Here is a 19142-nt window from a genome sequence, read left to right as displayed (position 1 = left end):
CAAGAGCGATTGTCCACTCGTTCGAAGCGTAACTTTCGTCTAATTTTTTTGTGATTTTCAATTTTTCATAGAAGTTTTGACACTACCTATTCCCTTTTTAAGGATAAACTGATCTATCCTCCAATTTACAATCTTTTAGACAGTATTTCCTAATGGAGGGTTATTATGAATAGTTGGCATTTATAATGAGAATTTCGAAACATATTCATTTTAAAAACAAAAAGAACGAATTCCTCCAACAAGAATTCGTTCTTCTAATATAATTATGTTAATTCCAACCACACCACTACTTCAAAATGTAAGACTTCAAATGGGGAAAGAACAATTCCGACATTCAAAATTGAATAAGTTCCCGGTACACAAAATTAAGATTGTTAATCAATATTATTTGTGTTTGTACTAGTTTGAAATAATTGTGCAATATAGTTTTGTCGTTCATTTAGTATACGTACAATAGTTACTGTATCAGACTTATGATAGTAAAATATATAGTTCTTTTCTGAAACTAGATAACGTAATTCGGTAGGAATCTGAATATTCTTTGCAAGTGGAACACCTGATAATGGGAATATCTCTAAACTTCTAACATCAGTAGTAATCTTACTAATGACTTTCTTGGTAACATCTTCTCCCCAATTAGAAAAAAGATAATTCTTCAACAATTGTAAATCTTCCAAAGCCATTTCTGAGTATACAATGCTTACCTTCATTTTAACCCTAATCTAGCCTCCACTTCATCTGCAGACAGTCCACCATGAGCTCTAACCGAATTCATCCCTACTTCGAGCTCAGTTAATAATTTGATCGTTGCTTTAAGTTTATCGTATTCTTTTATGTCAACAATTGCATATTCACCACGTCCATTTCTCGTTAAATACACCGGACTGTCTTCTTTCACTTCATTTAGCACTTCTGTATAATTTCTTAAATCAGAAATAGGTTTAATATTAGGCATCATAAAAACCTCCTTTAACAATCATTATATTCACCACGCTGATTAATTTCAACGTGAATAAACACGTGTTATTGCAGCGGATTTATATTAACGAGTTATGAGTTACCTTTTCTCGTTTGCTAAGATGTATATTCGGAAGGCATTATGACCAACGGAACAGCCATTTACATTATTTAGAGTGATCACCTATTCACTATAAATAAAAAACGAGAACCATTAAAGATTCTCGTTTAATTTTTATTTTATCTAGCAAAAAATAGTCTTGCTAAATAACACTTTTTCAATCCGCATTCCTTCTTCCTCAACGTCCCCTTCGTACTATTTAAGGAATTTTGATAATGGTATCTTGTAACCTCACCCTTTATAGATAGATATAATGATTAATTCCAAACATATTTACTAAATAAGTAAACAGTCTTAAAGATATTAAGCAAATAACACTTTTACACTGCCTTCCTTCTGAGCTGTTGCTAAACAGTTTTTTATAAATTTTAATATTTGAGTTTGATCAGGGTTTAAATAATCCCCCTCAATAAGTGGTTCCTCATTATTAATAAATACCTTATAGGCAGCTAAAGCTTTTTCAATTTGTTGTATCGTGAAAACAGAACTGTCTCCAGACCCACTAACCCCTGCATTAAATTTTTGTGAATCAAGTAAGCTGTATAATATTCCAGCATTATAATTCCCCATACTGAAATGAGCATTTGCAATAACTTCTCCTGCTTTGTTGTATCCTAGAATTGCATGTCCCATTAATAATCCTCCCTTTTCTTAACATTGAACAATTTTTACAGAAAGAGTATTTAAATAAAATGAAAATTAGTTTGAACTATTTTGATACAATTAAGAGTTTTTAAATATCTCAAAATAAAAATAAAATACCATTTGTTCATACAAAGAGAGTTTCAAAATTGGTAGGTAATGGCTAGAGGAAATTAGGTGAGGTTATTAATATAATTATTCCGTAATATACAAAATTTGTCAAACGTAGTTATTCAACTACATTAGGGTATTTTAGTTAAATTATACTTTCAATAAAAAACGAATTCCTCTATTCGGAATCCGTTTATAAATTATTATGTTAACGCCAACCATGCCACAGTTTTACAATCTATTGAGTGTGTAGCACACATAGATGCTTGCGGATTTAATTGTTTTGGCTTGATTCCTTTTTTACGAGTATCAGCCTATTATCTTAACTTCTAAAACCTTTTCTAATTTACGAGAACGATTGTTTAATATTACTTATATTTATTTAATATTGCTGCTGAGATATGACAATAATCTTTTGGAAATCTAGCTAGTCGATCTTGATGTTCTTCTGCACTTCTCACATAGTTTGTTAGGGGTAATACTTCAACAACTATACGATCATAATCACTTCTCTCACTAAGAAATGCCGTCGCTTCGTTTAAGTGTTCTTGCTTTTCACTATATACTCCTGTCCGATATTTCTCCCCAATATCCTGTCCTTGTTTATTCAAACTGTATGGATCAATTATTTCAAAAAAATACCCCATTAATTCCTTGATTGTTACCACTGTTGGATCAAACCCTGTTTTTACACACTCGGCATAACCATCATATTCACCTTCAAGAGTATAACTTGTTCCATTCGCTCTTCCCGCTTCAGTAAACTTAACTCCAGGTAAAGTTTTTATAAAGGCTTGTACTCCCCATAAGCACCCACCTGCAAAATATACTATTTCCATAAATTTCTCCCCTTATTTAGAGCCTTTAAAAATTTAAAAGTATAATCCAAACTATTTCACCCTTGATATTAGATAATACCAAATTTAAAAGATCCAAGTTTTCAATTTGAAACTCAAAGATATTACTGTCATACACTTCTTTAAATAGAAAAAAATGAACTCTTTCTAAAGCTGGCGAGCATTAGGTAGTTCACTTTTTTTATTATAGGCTATTTAGTACCAATCGCTTTTAAGCGTGTTCTATTTGTTACCATATTAAACCATTTATGTGTCCTCATATAGTGGTCTTTTTTTAGTGACATTATAACACTATTTAGATTATATGCAATTAAACCTCATTGTATAAATTATAAAACTGCAAAATAATCGCATGAATCAAAATCTTACATAAAAGCTTATTAGGGCAACAGCACTAACAGACTCTAAGAGGAAAAGCGGCTAGTAGTTTCCATATTTGATGTTAATTTTAAATAAACTTCTGCCTATAGCATTTGTGGTCCTTCAGATACTAGATGTTAGCACTTTCTTAAATTTTGAACGTTGAAAAAAACCCTTAATCCTTTAAATCCTTCTCATTTTTCTCCCAATTCCATAACTCGACTTCACCTAATTGTTCCCCTTGAACAAATGGAGCATCTTTTAACCTTAACAATTCTTTTACAGGACCTGTTACAACTGCTCCGTATACAGTGAAACCCTCCTCTTCTATGTATTGATATTTTTCCTCTAAGTGCCCTAGACCTAAGAAGTTCTCATAATAACTATTGGATTTATTTAATAGTTCTTTCATATTTTCCAACATTAACTGCTTGCTTTCCTTTATAGAACTTTCATCTAACCTATTGATTCGTAAAGTTTGATTGAAATTTTCGTCATGATCCCTTCCCCCTGTTAGACCAATTACATCTGAAACTATGATTAAATTGTTGCTCTCACTCCAACCGTATGGATCAAAATTCACAAATTCCCCAGTGTATAATGGCATCCATAATATATCAATATCGTAGTCCCGTAAATTTTCAATTAGTTTTTCTGATTCCATGAAACTTGTAGTAGAAAATGCTAACTCTCCTACAGTTCCTTCAGGTAACATCTCTAATGATTCCCAAACATGTGGTGATGGATTAGCTTCTAGCTTCATATTTGTTCCAGGATTTTCAGGAAGCGAGAAGGAAAATTCACTTAATTGCCGTAAACCAGGATGTGAGTAAGTAATATTTGAAAGATCATTAAATAGTCTTTTTGTTACTTGTGCCTCACCAATAACTAGATCCTCACTTCCTACCTTTTTAAGTAAGTTATAGCTGAAACTTTTTGTTCCAAAAACAGTCAAATCTTGTTCCTCAATTCTGAAATCTCCCCGTACATTAGGAACAGTCCACTCTAGTGAAAGACTTGAAAAATACATATTTTCTTTTCCAACGGCAAACTTGTCGGTAACAATATTCGCTATTATCATGTATATAGCATAAATAAATACCACCATTAACAATATTCGTATAATCTTAAATGTTAAGGTGAACCTTGATTTTTTTAATATTCTCTTTTCTAATTCTTTATTCCATTCCGTCATAATACCACCCCTTTTTTTCAGCGAGGATTGCTAACCGCTTTCTCGCTCGATGCAGTCTCACCTTCACTTGTTCTTCTGTTAGTTGCAATGCTTCCATTATTTCTTTATAGCTAAACTCCTCATACTCTCGCAAATAAATGACTGACCTATATTGTTCTGGCAAATACCCCAATAAATCATCAATTTGTTGATGTGTTTCTTGCGCTAATAAGAAATCTTCTGGAATACCATATGGACTAATCATGTCATCCTTCGATAAAAATAGGGATAAAAGAGGGATTGATTTCCTTCTCTTTTGCTTTCTCCATTCATCTAAGTATGCATTGCGTGCTACTTTAAATAGCCAAGCACGTGCCTCTTCTCCTTCATATTTATTAAGATGAACAGTAGCACGAACGAACGTTTCTTGTGTTAAATCCTCTGCAAGTTGCGTAGAACCACTTAATCTTAATAAATAAAAATAGAGAGACTTAGAGTACTGCTTATATAGATTTTCTAATTTTAGTCGTTTTGGCATTTAACCCCCCTCTTTACCTACTCACTATTTACACGTTTCACTGATAAATATGTTACAGTATTTTTTCGATGTTTATAAAAAAGAGGGACCTTGAATCTTTTAAAATTGGAAAATTAGCTTTTATATTAACCAGTTAAATTTTTTTCTTTAGTTTGGCACCTATAGACAATTCTACTTTTACGTTCATCACGACTTTTCTGAATTTGAAGAAGTAAATTCTTCCACATTCGAATATTTTAATTAAATTATACTTTCAATAAAAAAACGAATTCCTCTACTCGGAATCCGTTTGTAAATTATTATGTTAACTCCAACCACGCCACAGCCTCACAGTGCAACGAGCGGGGTGGATTGATGTCTTTTACATTGTCGGTAGTCGGAAACACGTCAAAGGCTCTTTTTGCACTATCGGTAGGCGGGAACATATCCACTCTTATTCAAAACTCCAACTCTCAATTATTTTTGCACCTTTTGTCATTAACTCTGAATGTGATTCATTCGATAACATTTCTTCATGTAGTTTATTAGACATTTCATCACTAATGTTAATGGTATCACTCGAAAATTTATCTTTAATTACTGTATACAAATCATGAATGTTTTTTATTTTTCCATTCGACTGCCCTATGATGAAAAGCATATAAAACATAAAGATAGATTTTTTATTTGTTCCTTTGGGATTTAATCTGATTCCTTGTTCAAAATGTTTCCAGTGTTCTTTTACAAACCGCTTCAATCCTCTTATAGTAATAGCAGATTCTTGCAGTAAACTTTGAATATTATTTAGTATAAGAGTTATTACTTCTTGCGTTGGCTCATCAATAAGATTTAGTTTCTCAAAAAATAATTCATAATTCGTGACATACATCAGTTTATATTTAAGTGTCTTATCTGTCATATCCTTAGGTATCATGGCTGTTAAACCATCACCAATATTTGTAGGTTCAAAACTATTGATAAAGTGTTCCTGTAAATTTTCTATATCCGTATCTGAAAAACAGATATGCTTTGCATCGAGTGTCAATTCCTGGAACAGTACATTATATTTACAGCCATCTAAGGGTTTATCACAAACCCGTACATTATATATAGCAATACCAAATAGATTTATAATTACATTAACTGAGTTATCTTTTGACACATATGACAATAAGGCATGACTTCCATAATTGACCATATTATTGAACAGTGCATATATTTCTGGGTTGCTAACAATCGATACTACTTTTCCCCCGTTACTTCTTGTTATAAAATCGATGATAGGTGTAAAATCATCTATTTTTGACATGACTTTATTCTTTGCACAGTACCATTCAAATCCAATCTTAGCTACCATTCTATACATAGCCATGCTAAAAAATACTGATAAATCTAGTGGTACTCTTTTTTCAATCTCCATCTGATTGACATCAATTTCACTAACGTTTGTATCGTTCGCAGCCTTAATTTTCTTAATTTCATCGATTGGCCCCAACAAATATTTCCCATCAACACTACGCATCTTCTTTTTTCCTCCGAACAATTCAGTTTCAGAGGTTATTTTTGCATTGTAGTCAGTATCACCAACAGTAATTATTGATTCATAAGATGCATAATTTTTTCCTTTACTTGATTTGATATCAAGTTCATTTGTTATCAACGCCAGCTTTTGGATAACCTCAGCTTCAAACATATCACTAAAATCATTATTATGCTTAATTCTACATACATTAGGATTTATCATCTTGGCATTAGTAAGGGCATCTGGGATTATATCAGACTTTGATAAATCCTCCGTAACACCACAATATATACATCCATTTTTCATCAGAATCACCACATTTCTATAATTGCACCTGTTTGATTGTTTCTACTAACAACACAATGCAATTATCCATTTATATTTTACTAACGATCTCATTTCAAATGCCTAAATGCTATCGCTCTTCAATTTTCCAATGAGAGTTGTTTAAAATCTCATATAATATTTGAATTATTCTAGGAGCGTAGCTTTCAAATACTATTGTCCAAGTTCCCGGTTCTGCAAAGGGAAGAGCTTTACCATCAGTACCCTCTAAACAATATTGGTATGCATTTCTATGTGTCATGATATTTCTTATGCCTCTGATACCAGATTCTTTGCTAGCTAGAAAATGATAATCTTCTTCGGATAGAATATTATTATTTTTTAAATCGGACAAATCCTGTAAAAAGTTTTGATTATAATTTTCTCTTACAGATTTACAGATTAACTCCATCGCATTAAACAAAACTAATATAGCAGCATAGTCTTCTTCATTTTCATGTAAACGCAAAGAAGTAAATAACATATCACCATAATAGTGTGAATATTGCCAAATCTCATCAATCAATTTATTCACAAAATATCCCCCCTCTTCAATTAAATACTTCAAATCACTATTACGTAATATTTACGACCGTCACTTAAGTCCTGCCAGATAAAATCATATCTGCTTGTTAATGCAATGCTATCTTTATTTTTTCCTACACCTGTTGGCTTAAAAATACAACCGTAAACAGAATATTCTTCTCTAAAAAACTTATATATACCTTCATTGTTGCGCCCTTCATAGAAAGGTCTATCTGAAACAAGAGCAACAGCAGCTGTTTTAGTAAATCCTCGGTTCTTAAGCTCCTCCATAAATTTAATATCCTTCACGAACGAATACATCTGTTCTGGATACTGACCATTTAATGGGCACTTAAGTTCAATTGCATACTTCTCTGATTTATCTTCATTAAAAATAGTAATATCTATTTCTTTTTTTATAGTTTTATTGTCTGGTGTGAAGTATGATACATTTCTTTCAAATTGAATACGATAGTCCGGAAGCTTTTCACGTAGGAATATCCCCAGCTCATGCTGGAGGCTAAACTCATTATAAATTTCAATACTCTTAGACTGAACAAACAAGAAAAAGTCATCTACTAATTGCCTTAAATTAAGCAAAGCATCCACCCCATACACCCTAATATAATTTATAGTTTTTTATTGCCCTTCATAATAGTTTTGCTATATCCTCAAACCTTCTGATACCTCTGCTGGTTAGATGACGTCTTTTCAATAGCCTTTATATTACCTTCCATTTTATTTACGTAGTTTAAAAATAAAGTCCCAAGCAGAAGTCGATCCTTTCTGGGTATTCTATTCCATACATAACCCTTGAACAGATCTTTGACAAGAAAGACTTCACCTTCATTCAAGTTTTCAGTTTCCTTAATAGCCTGTTCTAGTAACTCATTAACATCACCCATGTTGTCATCTCCTTATCAATAACAATATTAACAACATTGTTAATAAGATTATATGCCTTTTACCAATTCTAGTCAATAAGAAGAAAACCACCGATCAAGAGAATAAATATATCTCCTGAATGGTGGTCATTCATGTAGGTTATGTTTATACATCTACTTCTACACCAGATTTAAATTCAATAGTTAGTTTATCATCATAGACCGTTATTTTCTCTATAAGTCTCCTTACTAGTTGCTCATCATACTCCTCAAGGAAGGTGGATTGTTCATTAAGGAATTTTTCCATATCTTCTAGCCTTTGCTTGGAGCCTTTTTTGCCAGCTTCTTCTGCTAAAGCCTTATGCCTTTCCTCTCTGAGCCTGTAAATCTCATCGGCTATATCGTTATAATCTTCTTTGGAATTAGCCAGTCTCAAAAGATCTTTTTGTAATTCCTCTAGCTTTTTATCTATCTCGGCAACAATATTATTGTCCGTTTCACTTATCACTGTTTCTATATTTTCCTTTAAGATAGTTAAAAAGCCATCCTTTTGCCCTATTAGTTTATTAATCACATCCACCGTAGCAAGGCCTATCATTTCCTCCAGCACGGTTCGGGAATGACAAGCTAACCCTGTATTCTCAAGTCTACTGACGCATCTCCAAACAATCGATTTTTTACCTCGGTTATTCCAATGAACTCTACGGTATATTTCGCCACACTCTCCACAGAAGATAATTTGTGAAAATACATGATTTGAACTAAAGTTTCTTTTCTTTCCACTAGTACTTATATGTCCTCTACTTCTACGAACTAACTCTTCTTGTACCTGCATAAAGATTTCACGCGGAATAATGGCTTCATGGTTATTCTCTACATAATACTGAGGTACGATTCCGTTATTTACAACCCTCTTTTTTGTAAGAAAATCTACCGTATAAGTTTTTTGGAGCAGTGCATCACCAATGTATTTTTCATTGCTTAATATTTTCCTTATAGTACTGGTATGCCACCTTTTTTTCCCCGCGCCTGTAAGTATGCCATCAGCTTCAAGTCCTTTTTTGATTTTATCCATACTGGAGCCTTCAAGATATTCTCTGTAAATTCTCTTAACTACTTCAGCTTCCTCCGGCACAATTACTAATCGCTTATTTTCATCTTTGGTATATCCTAAAAACCTAGAACAATTGACCATTACCTCTCCCTGTTGGTATCGGTATTGGTAACCAAGCTTTACATTCTGGCTTAATGACTGGCTCTCTTGTTGCGCTAAGGATGCCATAATGGTAAGCATAATTTCACCTTTGGCATCCAATGTATTGATATTTTCTTTCTCAAAATATACCGCAACGTTTTTATCTTTAAGTTTTCTGATGTATTGTAGACAGTCCAAGGTATTTCTAGCAAATCGGCTTATTGATTTGGTAATAATCATATCAATTTTCCCAGCCATGCACTCATCAATCATTCGATTAAATTCGTTGCGATTTTTTGTATTTGTACCGCTGATGCCATCATCAGCAAAGATCCCTGCAAATTCCCACTCTGAATTCTTCTTGATAAACTCTGTATAGTGTTCAATCTGCACTTCGTAACTACTAGCCTGCTCATCACTATCTGTAGAAACTCTGCAATAAGCAGCGACCCGAAGTTTTGGTGTTTCATCTTCTTTTCGATTGTTGCCTACACGTTTTATTGCAGGTATAATCATTACATTTTTACTAACTGCCATCTTGCTGCACCTCACTTTCTATTAAGCTGTATACAAATTCGGCTTGTGTAAAAGGATTTGTATACTTCTGAATTACTTGTCCTATGGAAAACTTCTTAGAAATAGTAGGTTTATCTTCTTTCTTTGGTTCAAAGATTCTACCTAGCTTTTTTGCTCTCTTTACCCTCTCTGATTCTGCTCTTTCGTAGGTCTCTTTATCAATGATGGCAGGGTAATAATCATCACCAAAATAACGTTCATTTCTTAGCATCCTTCCCGCAGTTCCATGATAAGCATCTATTCCAGCAGACTTTGCCGCGACCGATAAGGAAAGGCCTGATAAGTAACCCTTATATAAATTCCTAACCTTTTCAGCTTTTTCTTCATCGATAACTGCTATTCCATTCTCTATCCTATAGCCATAAGGCGTATGCGCCATTTTTCTCACATCCTTTCCCTTAGTGTGATTCCACATTTCAGAACAAAACCTATCTCTACCCTTGAGAAAACGATAATTTTTTCAATATGATCATTGAAAATTTGCTCGTTAAAAGTGTTTATCATTTCAGCCTTATTTGTAAACTTTATTAAGTTACTGACTTCCTGCACCTTTGATAATTCTCCATTTAAAGCATGAATTAAAGCTTCTTTTTGCCCCATATAATTATCTGCTTCCATTTGCAGTTCATTGTTTTCTCTGTTAAAAAGGGCAGGTTCTAGATAACCCTTTGCCATAAGCTTTACAAGCAGTTCTCTCTGTTCTGCATTTTTTTCAATTTGCCTCTCTAATTCCTGAATTCTTGAAAGGTTATCTGAGTTGCTCATTCCACGCAAAGCATCTAATAGTGGTTGTAGAATAAGTTTTCTACCGAAAATCAGCTTGTTAATCATAGTAACAAAGGCCTTCTTTATATCCTCATCTCGAATAAACTGCATTGAACATTCTGTTATCTGCTTTAAGTGTTTACTACAACACCAGGCTACATATTTTCTTGTGCCGGATGAATGAATTCGTCTTTTAAAGGTGCTACCACATTCCGAGCAAATAATTTTTCCGGAGAAAGAATACCGGTTTTGGTACTTATCATTACGCTTTTCTATTCCCTTTTCTTTTGCCCTTTGATTTAAGGCAGCCTCTACTGCTTCAAACACTTCATGGCTGATAATTGCCTCATGGTGATTTTCTATTAAATATCTGTTTTTCTCACCATAATTGGTGCGCTTATTAAAACGGGAATCTGTATAGGTTTTTTGCAGTATAACATCCCCGGTATATTTCTCATTTTTTAGAATTCCTCGAATTGTCGTAGCAGTCCAACGACCGCCTCTTTTAGAAGGGATACCCTTTTGATTAAGATCATCTGCTATTTTCTGTGTACCCTTGCCTGATAATACTTCTGCAAAAATATACTTCACAATTTCTGCTTGCTCAGGATTTACCACCATTTGACCGTCAATGTTGTCATAACCATATGGTGGGTATGAAATCTTAAAAGTTCCGTTCTGAAATCTCCTTTGAATTGCCCACTTGTTATTTTCCGAAATGGAGATTGACTCACTTTCTGCAAGCCCGCTTAATATAGAAAGCATCAGTTCACTTTCCATTGATTGGGTATTGATATTCTCTTTCTCAAAGTAGATATAAATCCCAAGGTCCAACAGTTTACGAACCATCTCCAAACAATCCGTAGTGTTTCTTGCAAACCTACTAATGGACTTTGTAATAATTAAGTCAATCTTCTTGTTTTCACAATCTGACAGCATTCTTAGAAGTTCCGTTCGGTTTTCTTTTTTAGTGCCACTAATTCCCTCATCATAATACAAGCCAACATACTCCCATTCTGGGTTTGCCTTTATGTAAGTCTCATAATGGGATTTTTGTGCTTGTAGACTTACTAACTGTTCATCACTACCCGTAGAAACACGACAGTATGCGGCCACTCGTAGTTTAGGTTTGATAATCGATGCAACCTTATTTCCTTCTATTTTCGTTATCTTTTTCATCGCCTCACCTCCTTCTTGGTAGGTCACATATTACCTCTGAAGCCCTTATATATCAACGAATTCAGGCATTATCTCTGCTAAAAAAGGAGAGAAAGTTTGGCGGTTGAGTACATCTATCTTGTTGAATTCTGCCTCCGTTATTAAACCTTTTTGAAGCATCTTTCTAAGTAATTTCTCTGCTTGAATATAATCAAACTCACGCTGTAGCTGCTCCTGTGACATTTTTTTTAATTCGGTGCTTTTGTCTATAACCCCATCTGAGATCTTCATAACTTTTTTATCCTCATGCTGATTCATGTAGAATCACCTCCTACCTAATAGCCGCGGGAACAGGTCGAAGTTGAGGATTTGTAAAAATTAAATTAAATCAGAGCATAAAAAAAGAGCCTGCAAGGGAATAACCCCCACAGGCTATATACATCTAATAGTTAATATTTTTTAGGGAAACTCTGTAAAGCTAAAGCATAATTGCCTATTAACTCGCTCCCCTTGATTAATCATACTTAATAAATGCATCCGTAAATCCTGCCTTTTTAGCTTTTGCAAGCTGTGCCTCAGCATTTGCTTTGACAGTGTATGCACCTATTTGTACACGATAGTATTTCTTTTTCGCTGGTTCTGCTGATTTTTCTTCTTCGCTTAGAAGTTTCTTAACATCTGCTCTAAAGGTATCCATGGTCTTGCCATGCTTAGGAAACCAGTGCATAACATCCGCATGGTTACTGGCTAAACCTTGCTTATAGCCTTCACTATGACAGATGATATCCTTCTCACTTAGTCCATAGAGTTTGCAAAGATGTACACAAAGCTCTACTGCTTCCTTATAAACAGCAGAAAAATACGAGGCATCGGTTAGACCGTCCTCGCAAATTTCAAATCCTATATGCGTGTTATTCGCATCTCCTCCAGCATGCCAACCACGATGATTCCAAGGCAATGTTTGATAGGTGGCAATGGAGCCATCTGCTAACTTACCAATAAAAGCATGGACACAAACTTGACGACCTCCGGGTTTATCCTGATTCCAATGATTGTTGTATTTGTTCTTTCCGAGCAAACCGTCATCTGGACCAACATATCTCTTCAACCACGGGTTGTTAGCCCCTGTTGAGTGAATCATTATACCCTTCGGTTTTATTGTTTTGCCTGCCTTGTAACAAGCGTTTTTTGTAAGTATTAGTTTACGTAAATTCATTATAATCACCTCTAATTAGACATTCTGAGCCAATCATACTCCATCACCTGGCTTACGTGGCTCTTCATCACGTCCATGTAGTTGCCGAAGAACCGATTTTAATTTTTCTGGGATGGGCAGTCCAATATGACCAGCGTTCTCCAAAATGGATATCCCTTCATTACTTAGATAGAAAAAGATTACTGCTGTGCGTAAGGCTCCACTATTATCTCCGATACTACCTAAAATTTGTGTATCGCTAATATGAGCGATACCCACCATTGCAAAGATGAGTACCTTTTTGAAAATTCCCTTGGCACCTATTTCACTACACAATTTTTTATCTATAATGGCACAGAGCACTCCTGTCACATAATCGATGACTATAAAGGCTACCAATGCATAAAGAAATCCATCATAACCGCCGAAAAACCACCCAAGAAATCCACCGACTGTGGCAATAGCCAGTTGTATCCAATTCCAAATCTCTTTCATTAAAGACACCTCCATTCGTGTATTTCCATATAGAAAAGCGCCCCTGCAAATTACAAGAGCGCTGAATGTTACCTTTACATGATTTTTATTAGGTCATAAATTTGTTGCATTACATCTGCCTTGGGTCGTCCTGAACCGATAGGCAACCATGTGACAGGTGGTATATCGAATGCCTGGGAAGAATCAAAACTACTAATCATCAAAATAATCGCATCAATTGCTTTGCGTATTTCAACGATATGAAATGGCCAATTCTTAACAGTGGTCTTTCCTGAGATAATCTCCTCTTTCCAAGTTGCAGGGGACAGATTGTAATAGCTACGCACCCTGTTTATAGCAGTTCGAAGCGTCTGAATATGCGCTGCCTTTACGTGTGTTACATTAGCAGTGATGATTTCAAAAGGTAATGCTAAAATCGTGAAGGTACGAACAACTTCTGTGCTTGCCGATTCGATATCACTGTCAAGACAACGAAAAGTAACTGTATGGCTTCCTACTGAAAGCGGTTCAGCTTGGTAAACGGTCCTGACCCCATTACCAAGGTAGCCGCTTATGGAAAACCTCTCAGGATTGTCTACGCTGTTTTCCCATGGGCCAGAGTCGATCTTTACCTCTACTATTTGTGATTGCCCATCTGGTTCGATACCTGTTGTGATCATAAAACGTGGCGTGGTGTTATAAGTAAAATTTCCAGACAATGGACAGTTCACTATTGGTGCTGCTGGTGGGCTGTTTTTCTTTACAGTGTTGCTAACTACAAAGGCAGAAACAGCATCAAGTGCATCTGTAACACTTATTCGATAACGGGTATACCGACCAGCTATCTGTGAGGCATTTACCTGAAGGCTACCTGAAGTACTGCTTGAAATACTCGTCGTCAGTGCTTCGTATGCCGACCAATTCACACCATCTGCCGATGTAGCCTGTTGTATGACATACTGCTTAATCGCACTGGTTCCTGGTACCGTTCCGCTCCATGAAAGATTTATTGTGTTAGCTTCATATATAGGAGGGGTTGCGGCAAAAGTAGTCGGCGGTATGGGTAGTATATTTTTACGTACAGTATTGCTGGATATAGTCCAGTCTGAGTAAAAATCCTCTCCAGCCGTACCACGAGTTCTTATTCGGAAACGACGATAATGACCACGTGTAGCAGGTGGACTGACATTTAAAATACTGCTTGTTGCAGAAGTATTGACTATCGCCAATGCCAACCAAGCACCCCAATTGCTATTATCTGGCGAATCACTATATTGTATTTCGTAGGAAGTGATGGGATTACCTGCGCCACCAGCTGCTCCACTCCACGAAAGAGTAACGTTTCCTTCAGATAATGTTGCACTTACCGTGCAGGCAGTCGGTGCTGCACAGGCAGTGATGTTGCAATAAATGCTATTACTGATTTTCTCTATTGAGTAAACATCAAATGTGTCAATTGTCCAAATACCAAATTGTGTATATGTTCCTGGGGTCCTCGATACAATTGGATTATAGCTACCACCGCTTGCTGCCAATGTCAACATGGTCAACACATTCCACGCACTCCATGTGCTGTTATCCGTGGATGTGCGACTGGCAATTTGATACCCCTTAATTGGACTGGTACCGCTAGACGCTCCGCTCCAAGTAAGCGTGATAGTCTCATTACTATATGCCGCAGGGGAGGCAACAGCAGTCGTTGCTGGCTTTGGTACCGTATTCCTGCGGACGCTGTTTGTGGATACTTTCCAGCTAGAGTAATAACTAGCTCCTGCTGTACCACGGGTTCGTACACGAAATCTTCGGTAATTACCTCGCGTTGAGGGCGGTGCTACTGATACACTGCCACTTGATGCTGTGGTGGTCACAGTTGTCAGAGCAGTCCATGCTCCCCATGTGATGTTATCGGCAGAATCACTATATTGAATCTCATAACTAGAGATTGTATTATTGATGCCCCCAGAAGCACCACTCCAAGAAAGAGTCACATCCCCTTCCGCAAGTGTCGGGGAAACCGTACAAGATGTCGGTGCTCCACATGCTGTAGTAAGCAATGGAGAGCTTAATACTGTATAACTCGAATTGGTAATTACACCAGAGGATAATGGCAATCGCCCATCAGATACCACTTTGAATGTGACTGGCTGGGTTGCATTACCTGTAGTAGAAGCACAGGTCACCGAAACATACCTGAGTCTTGGTGTAGTTCCATCCCAGTTATCCCCGTCCGCCGCTTTGATTCGCACCTGCGAAGAAGATCCATTTACAGTCATTGTACAAAGCAATGCATAACCATTATGGATGAAGGAACCTGAAGAACCCAATGCAGCGGATATGGTAAAGTTGTATGTCATCTGGCTATTATTAGGTCGGCTTTTAGTATAAGTAATCGTGTAATAAACGGTCGGGCTGGAACCCGCCTGCAGAGTGATGCCGTTAATATCCGCCACTTATATTCACCTCCTATTCATAAACCGCAGAAACTAGCGAGTTTACCAACCCGCAAAGACTAGTATTCAACCGAGTATCAATAATGTTATTTGCTGAAATCGATGTAGCAGCTGAAGGTACTAGAACATCAGCAATACCTAGTTCATAGACATCGCTTGTTCTTGTCAACTCCGGAGCTATGGGCGATGCCGTTGGAGTACCAGTAACAATGGCGAGCTGAATGCTTCTCGTAATTTGACTTAAACGAACCACAACCCTGTCTATGCGAGGATTGCTCCCATCTGCTGTAGCAAGGGGTTTATTTAAAACATCCGTATTTTCATATCTATAACCATTAATCCATGCACTGCCCGGTGCTATGGTTACTGCTAATCCAATCCCAGGAGATACCAGTAAGTTTGTTGGTGTCGCATAAAACACACCATTCGAGACAAGGCTTCCAAAGTATGCAGCGAAGTCCGTTGCATCATAGACTCTATCCCCATCGGATGAATTGAAAAATCCACTTTTCTCCATTAATCACTCCTCCTTCTATATCGTTTTTGTATACTCTATTACTACATAGCCTGTATACGCGGTTCTATCATTGCCTGGTTCGACTACAATGTCGGTCTTATTTGCGAAGAGACCAATTTGCGATTCAAAGTTGTTATACCGAGCAAGGGGCAGTGGCAAGAAAACACTTCCGTTCGTGACAAAGCCGGATAAACTGACAACAGTACTGAGGTTTGCTATACCATGAGGTACATGTTTTGGTGTTGTATCTGTAAGGGAACCGAGATTTATCTGTTTACGATAAATCGTCTTGCCATCTATCCATAGTCGCCCTGTGTTTTGTTCTGTAGTTGAATAATCGCTAAAGGAAGAAGCCAGTTTAGTAGCAGTAATTGTACGGTCTGCAATTTTTAAACCTGTAACTGCTCCGTTTGCAATTCTTGCAGTAGTTACAGGTTCGTTATTGATATTAAGCCAGTTTGCTTGACCAGAAGGATTATCAAATACGAAAACGGAAATCACATAGAATGTCATGGTATTGCGAGAAATGAAGAAACCCATTGCCCGCTGATAGCCATTTCCCGTATCGTCACCGTTATGTTTTATCAAAAAGACATGCCCATCGTCACTTGGCTGGTCACTAAACTTATTTCCGCTCCATGAAGTGAAATAAAAGGCATCTCCAGGGTTCATATGGTACAACGCATATTGGCCAATCGATATAGTACCTCCACCCACATTAATCTCCAGTGCAGGTAATTTTCCATATAGATTGTTAATAGTAGATGCAACGTTGTCTCCTTGAATCTCTGAATCTACCTCCGTCAAGTCGCCTAAGGTTTCCTCAACTGTTACTAGCGTATCCTCCACGGCTCCTAAAGCCTGTGCAATTTCAGATATGCCAGTTGGAGCGGATATTGCTGTTTTTACCTCACTTAACTCAGAGCGGACTTTTTGGGCGATTGTCAACTCCGCTTTTCCGAACACTACGCTGATGCTCTGTCCATCTGCGTCATAGGTTTCTTCGACTTCGGTGATGCGCGTCGTCATGGATACACCCCAGGCTTTGGAAATGACTTTGACAGTCTGCCCAAGATCGAAGTCTACTTTATATGTTAAATTGCCGTGTGGATTGATAGATGTATCAAATGAATAGCGTATGGCTTGCTCACTCAGCTTACTTTGACCTCGAAAGATTAGTGTATCAATGTATTCTGAACCAAAGTCTTCTGCCCGCAAGTCCTTAGCATCCACGAAAATTTCGTGCCTTGTCTCACCAGAGCCACTTGTAATTGCAACAAAAGTTCTGTCTTCACCTTCTCCTTCGCCAGCAACAAGAGCTGTGTTGGCATAATCTCCAGCACTTATTGTATAAATCTGTTCTGTAAGGTTTTCATATTCCTTAGAAAATACTGCTTGTGATTCCGTTCCTCTATACAACGATACGGTAAAAAGACCCGTCGCAGGAGTGAACACGGTCTTAATGCCAATATCTGAAGCAACACATAGTCCTGTCACAGCCTCCATCAAATTTCGATACGATACCTGTGTGCTGATGGGAGCATTTAAGTTTGGAGCAGAAAAAGATATATTTGATATCTTCCTTGCTGTATCAGAAGGATTGATAAGATTATTATTTATCAGCTGCTCTACACATACAGAAATGTCACCAGAGAGTTTCTCCGTTTGCCATACAATGCGGCGGGAAAGGAAGGAAGTTGCAAAGCGACCACTTGCAGTAATAATTTCATGCTCGGTTTGAGAAAGTTCCAGATGCTCAATGATCCCGGCTTCCTCATCATCATTTTTCCAGATGATATTCCCTTCCTTTAAGAGTTCTGTATTCTCCGGAGTTGCAATCGCTTTTAATTCAAATGAGCCACACTGGGAATAGCGCCTCGTCCAGCGCAAGTACTCGAAAGATTCCACAATTCCCACAAGCTCCCGATTTGTATTAAAGATATATAGTTCCATACTCACACCCCCAGAAACTGTGGACGAAAGTAAATACTAACCTCTAACAGTTCCATATTGACTGAAGCATCGTAGCGCAGTGTGTTAAGACCAGCGGAAAGTTGAAAGAACGCCGAAGTGGTATCTAATAACGAAAAAGCATTTGTAATCGAAGAACCCTCCACTTTTACTACACGCTTTCCGGCGAAATGAGTATATACACGCAGCTCGTCTCCGGCATCCATTGTCGTAAGAAGCCGAATGTATTCACCAGTGTCTATCTTTAAGAGTTCAGGGTTCGACACAGTACCTAAAGCTCGGAACACAATCTCACATCCGCAAGATACATCCCCGATATTTTCCACCGTAATGATTTGGCTAGGCTGACGCATTCCAAACTCCATCCCGCTCATTGGGATTTCTAATTCAAACTCAAATAGCGGTATCCATGATGCCAGTTCCTCTCGCACCTCATTTAATGTCTCGAAGAAAGGGGATGGGCAGAGTAGACTGACAAAGAAGTTTGGTATTCGTTGCCGATTAGAAACACTAAAACCTGCCTCCTCCACCACGCAGGATATCTGTCGGTCACGGTATTGAAGGGTCCCTAGTAGCTTTGGGCTGAATATTTTAAGGAATCGTTGTCTCCTTTTAAAGGCTTCATCGGGAGTATCAGCAACAACCGTACCTTCAATCGTTATGTTTCGCATATCTAACGTGGAGGAAATATAAAAAGCGCCATCCTGATCTGGCGCCTTGAAAGTGTTGACGGTTTGACGCATATTGCCAGTGCCGTCTACCTTCGTAAGAAAGTACGGTCGGCTTTGCTTAAGCGTAATGCTCTCTCCATCTCTATTTGTATATGTTAGTTCCATTGCCGTACCTC

Annotated in this window: 20 protein-coding genes; all 20 read right to left on the bottom strand. The window is 37.1% G+C overall.

The features are described from left to right. Positions 1-374: 374 nt before the first annotated feature. Positions 375-710 carry a type II toxin-antitoxin system RelE/ParE family toxin gene (locus CD30_RS08170; protein WP_036175061.1) on the bottom strand — a complete coding sequence of 112 codons (336 nt, stop codon included), beginning with the start codon at positions 708-710 and terminating at the stop codon, positions 375-377. Beyond that, positions 707-955, bottom strand: a complete 249-nt coding sequence (locus CD30_RS08165; RefSeq protein ID WP_036175059.1) for a type II toxin-antitoxin system prevent-host-death family antitoxin — start codon at positions 953-955, stop codon at positions 707-709. The genes CD30_RS08170 and CD30_RS08165 overlap by 4 nt, the downstream gene beginning before the upstream one ends. Positions 956-1381: 426 nt before the next feature. Beyond that, complete coding sequence (locus CD30_RS08160) at positions 1382-1711, bottom strand: hypothetical protein (RefSeq protein WP_036175058.1); 330 nt, start codon at positions 1709-1711, stop codon at positions 1382-1384. Positions 1712-2199: 488 nt separating this feature from the next. Continuing rightward, positions 2200-2670: a peptide-methionine (S)-S-oxide reductase gene (locus tag CD30_RS08155; protein WP_036175056.1), complete on the bottom strand. Its 471-nt coding sequence runs from the start codon at positions 2668-2670 to the stop codon at positions 2200-2202. Between the two features lie 553 nt (positions 2671-3223). Further along, positions 3224-4243 carry an anti-sigma factor gene (locus tag CD30_RS08150; protein WP_036175054.1) on the bottom strand — a complete coding sequence of 340 codons (1020 nt, stop codon included), beginning with the start codon at positions 4241-4243 and terminating at the stop codon, positions 3224-3226. Next, positions 4227-4760 (bottom strand): sigma-70 family RNA polymerase sigma factor, encoded by a 534-nt coding sequence (locus CD30_RS08145; RefSeq protein ID WP_036175052.1) that lies wholly within the window; start codon positions 4758-4760, stop codon positions 4227-4229. Before CD30_RS08145 ends, CD30_RS08150 begins: the two co-directional genes overlap by 17 nt. Before the next feature lie 433 nt (positions 4761-5193). Further along, positions 5194-6567, bottom strand: coding sequence for a hypothetical protein (locus CD30_RS08140; RefSeq protein WP_036175050.1), 1374 nt, complete (start codon positions 6565-6567; stop codon positions 5194-5196). A 109-nt stretch (positions 6568-6676) separates the two neighbouring features. Next, positions 6677-7120, bottom strand: coding sequence for a hypothetical protein (locus CD30_RS08135; protein WP_027622092.1), 444 nt, complete (start codon positions 7118-7120; stop codon positions 6677-6679). Between the two features lie 29 nt (positions 7121-7149). Continuing rightward, a complete protein-coding gene (locus CD30_RS08130) occupies positions 7150-7719 on the bottom strand; it encodes a hypothetical protein (RefSeq protein WP_027622093.1) in 570 nt (189 codons plus the stop codon). 62 nt (positions 7720-7781) lie between these two features. Next, the gene (locus CD30_RS08125) at positions 7782-8015 is read right to left on the bottom strand and encodes a single-stranded DNA-binding protein (RefSeq protein ID WP_036175045.1); all 234 of its coding nucleotides are present in this window, start codon (positions 8013-8015) and stop codon (positions 7782-7784) included. Positions 8016-8160: 145 nt separating this feature from the next. Further along, positions 8161-9726 (bottom strand): recombinase family protein, encoded by a 1566-nt coding sequence (locus CD30_RS08120; RefSeq protein ID WP_036175043.1) that lies wholly within the window; start codon positions 9724-9726, stop codon positions 8161-8163. Next, positions 9716-10144 carry a recombinase family protein gene (locus CD30_RS08115; protein WP_036175041.1) on the bottom strand — a complete coding sequence of 143 codons (429 nt, stop codon included), beginning with the start codon at positions 10142-10144 and terminating at the stop codon, positions 9716-9718. The genes CD30_RS08120 and CD30_RS08115 overlap by 11 nt, the downstream gene beginning before the upstream one ends. A gap of 5 nt (positions 10145-10149) precedes the next feature. Continuing rightward, the gene (locus tag CD30_RS08110; protein ID WP_036175038.1) at positions 10150-11709 is read right to left on the bottom strand and encodes a recombinase family protein; all 1560 of its coding nucleotides are present in this window, start codon (positions 11707-11709) and stop codon (positions 10150-10152) included. 45 nt (positions 11710-11754) lie between these two features. Beyond that, positions 11755-12006, bottom strand: coding sequence for an SHOCT domain-containing protein (locus CD30_RS08105; protein ID WP_019155100.1), 252 nt, complete (start codon positions 12004-12006; stop codon positions 11755-11757). A 196-nt stretch (positions 12007-12202) separates the two neighbouring features. After that, entirely contained in the window at positions 12203-12904 is a 702-nt protein-coding gene (locus CD30_RS08100) for an N-acetylmuramoyl-L-alanine amidase (RefSeq protein ID WP_019155101.1), read from the bottom strand. Positions 12905-12937: 33 nt separating this feature from the next. After that, the gene (locus tag CD30_RS08095) at positions 12938-13378 is read right to left on the bottom strand and encodes a phage holin family protein (protein ID WP_019155102.1); all 441 of its coding nucleotides are present in this window, start codon (positions 13376-13378) and stop codon (positions 12938-12940) included. Positions 13379-13452: 74 nt separating this feature from the next. After that, positions 13453-15807: a phage tail protein gene (locus CD30_RS08090; protein ID WP_019155103.1), complete on the bottom strand. Its 2355-nt coding sequence runs from the start codon at positions 15805-15807 to the stop codon at positions 13453-13455. Positions 15808-15820: 13 nt separating this feature from the next. Continuing rightward, positions 15821-16324: a hypothetical protein gene (locus tag CD30_RS08085; RefSeq protein ID WP_019155104.1), complete on the bottom strand. Its 504-nt coding sequence runs from the start codon at positions 16322-16324 to the stop codon at positions 15821-15823. Positions 16325-16339: 15 nt separating this feature from the next. Next, complete coding sequence (locus tag CD30_RS08080; protein ID WP_019155105.1) at positions 16340-18277, bottom strand: siphovirus ReqiPepy6 Gp37-like family protein; 1938 nt, start codon at positions 18275-18277, stop codon at positions 16340-16342. A 2-nt stretch (positions 18278-18279) separates the two neighbouring features. Further along, on the bottom strand, positions 18280-19131 hold the full coding sequence (locus CD30_RS08075; RefSeq protein WP_019155106.1) for a phage tail family protein: 852 nt from the start codon (positions 19129-19131) through the stop codon (positions 18280-18282). Positions 19132-19142: the final 11 nt, after the last annotated feature.

The organism is Ureibacillus massiliensis 4400831 = CIP 108448 = CCUG 49529 (genome assembly GCF_000772965.1).
Classification (GTDB): Bacteria; Bacillota; Bacilli; order Bacillales_A; family Planococcaceae; genus Ureibacillus; species Ureibacillus massiliensis.
The sequence above is the reverse complement of the archived record's forward strand: the minus strand, read 5'-3'. Positions and strand labels throughout refer to the sequence as shown.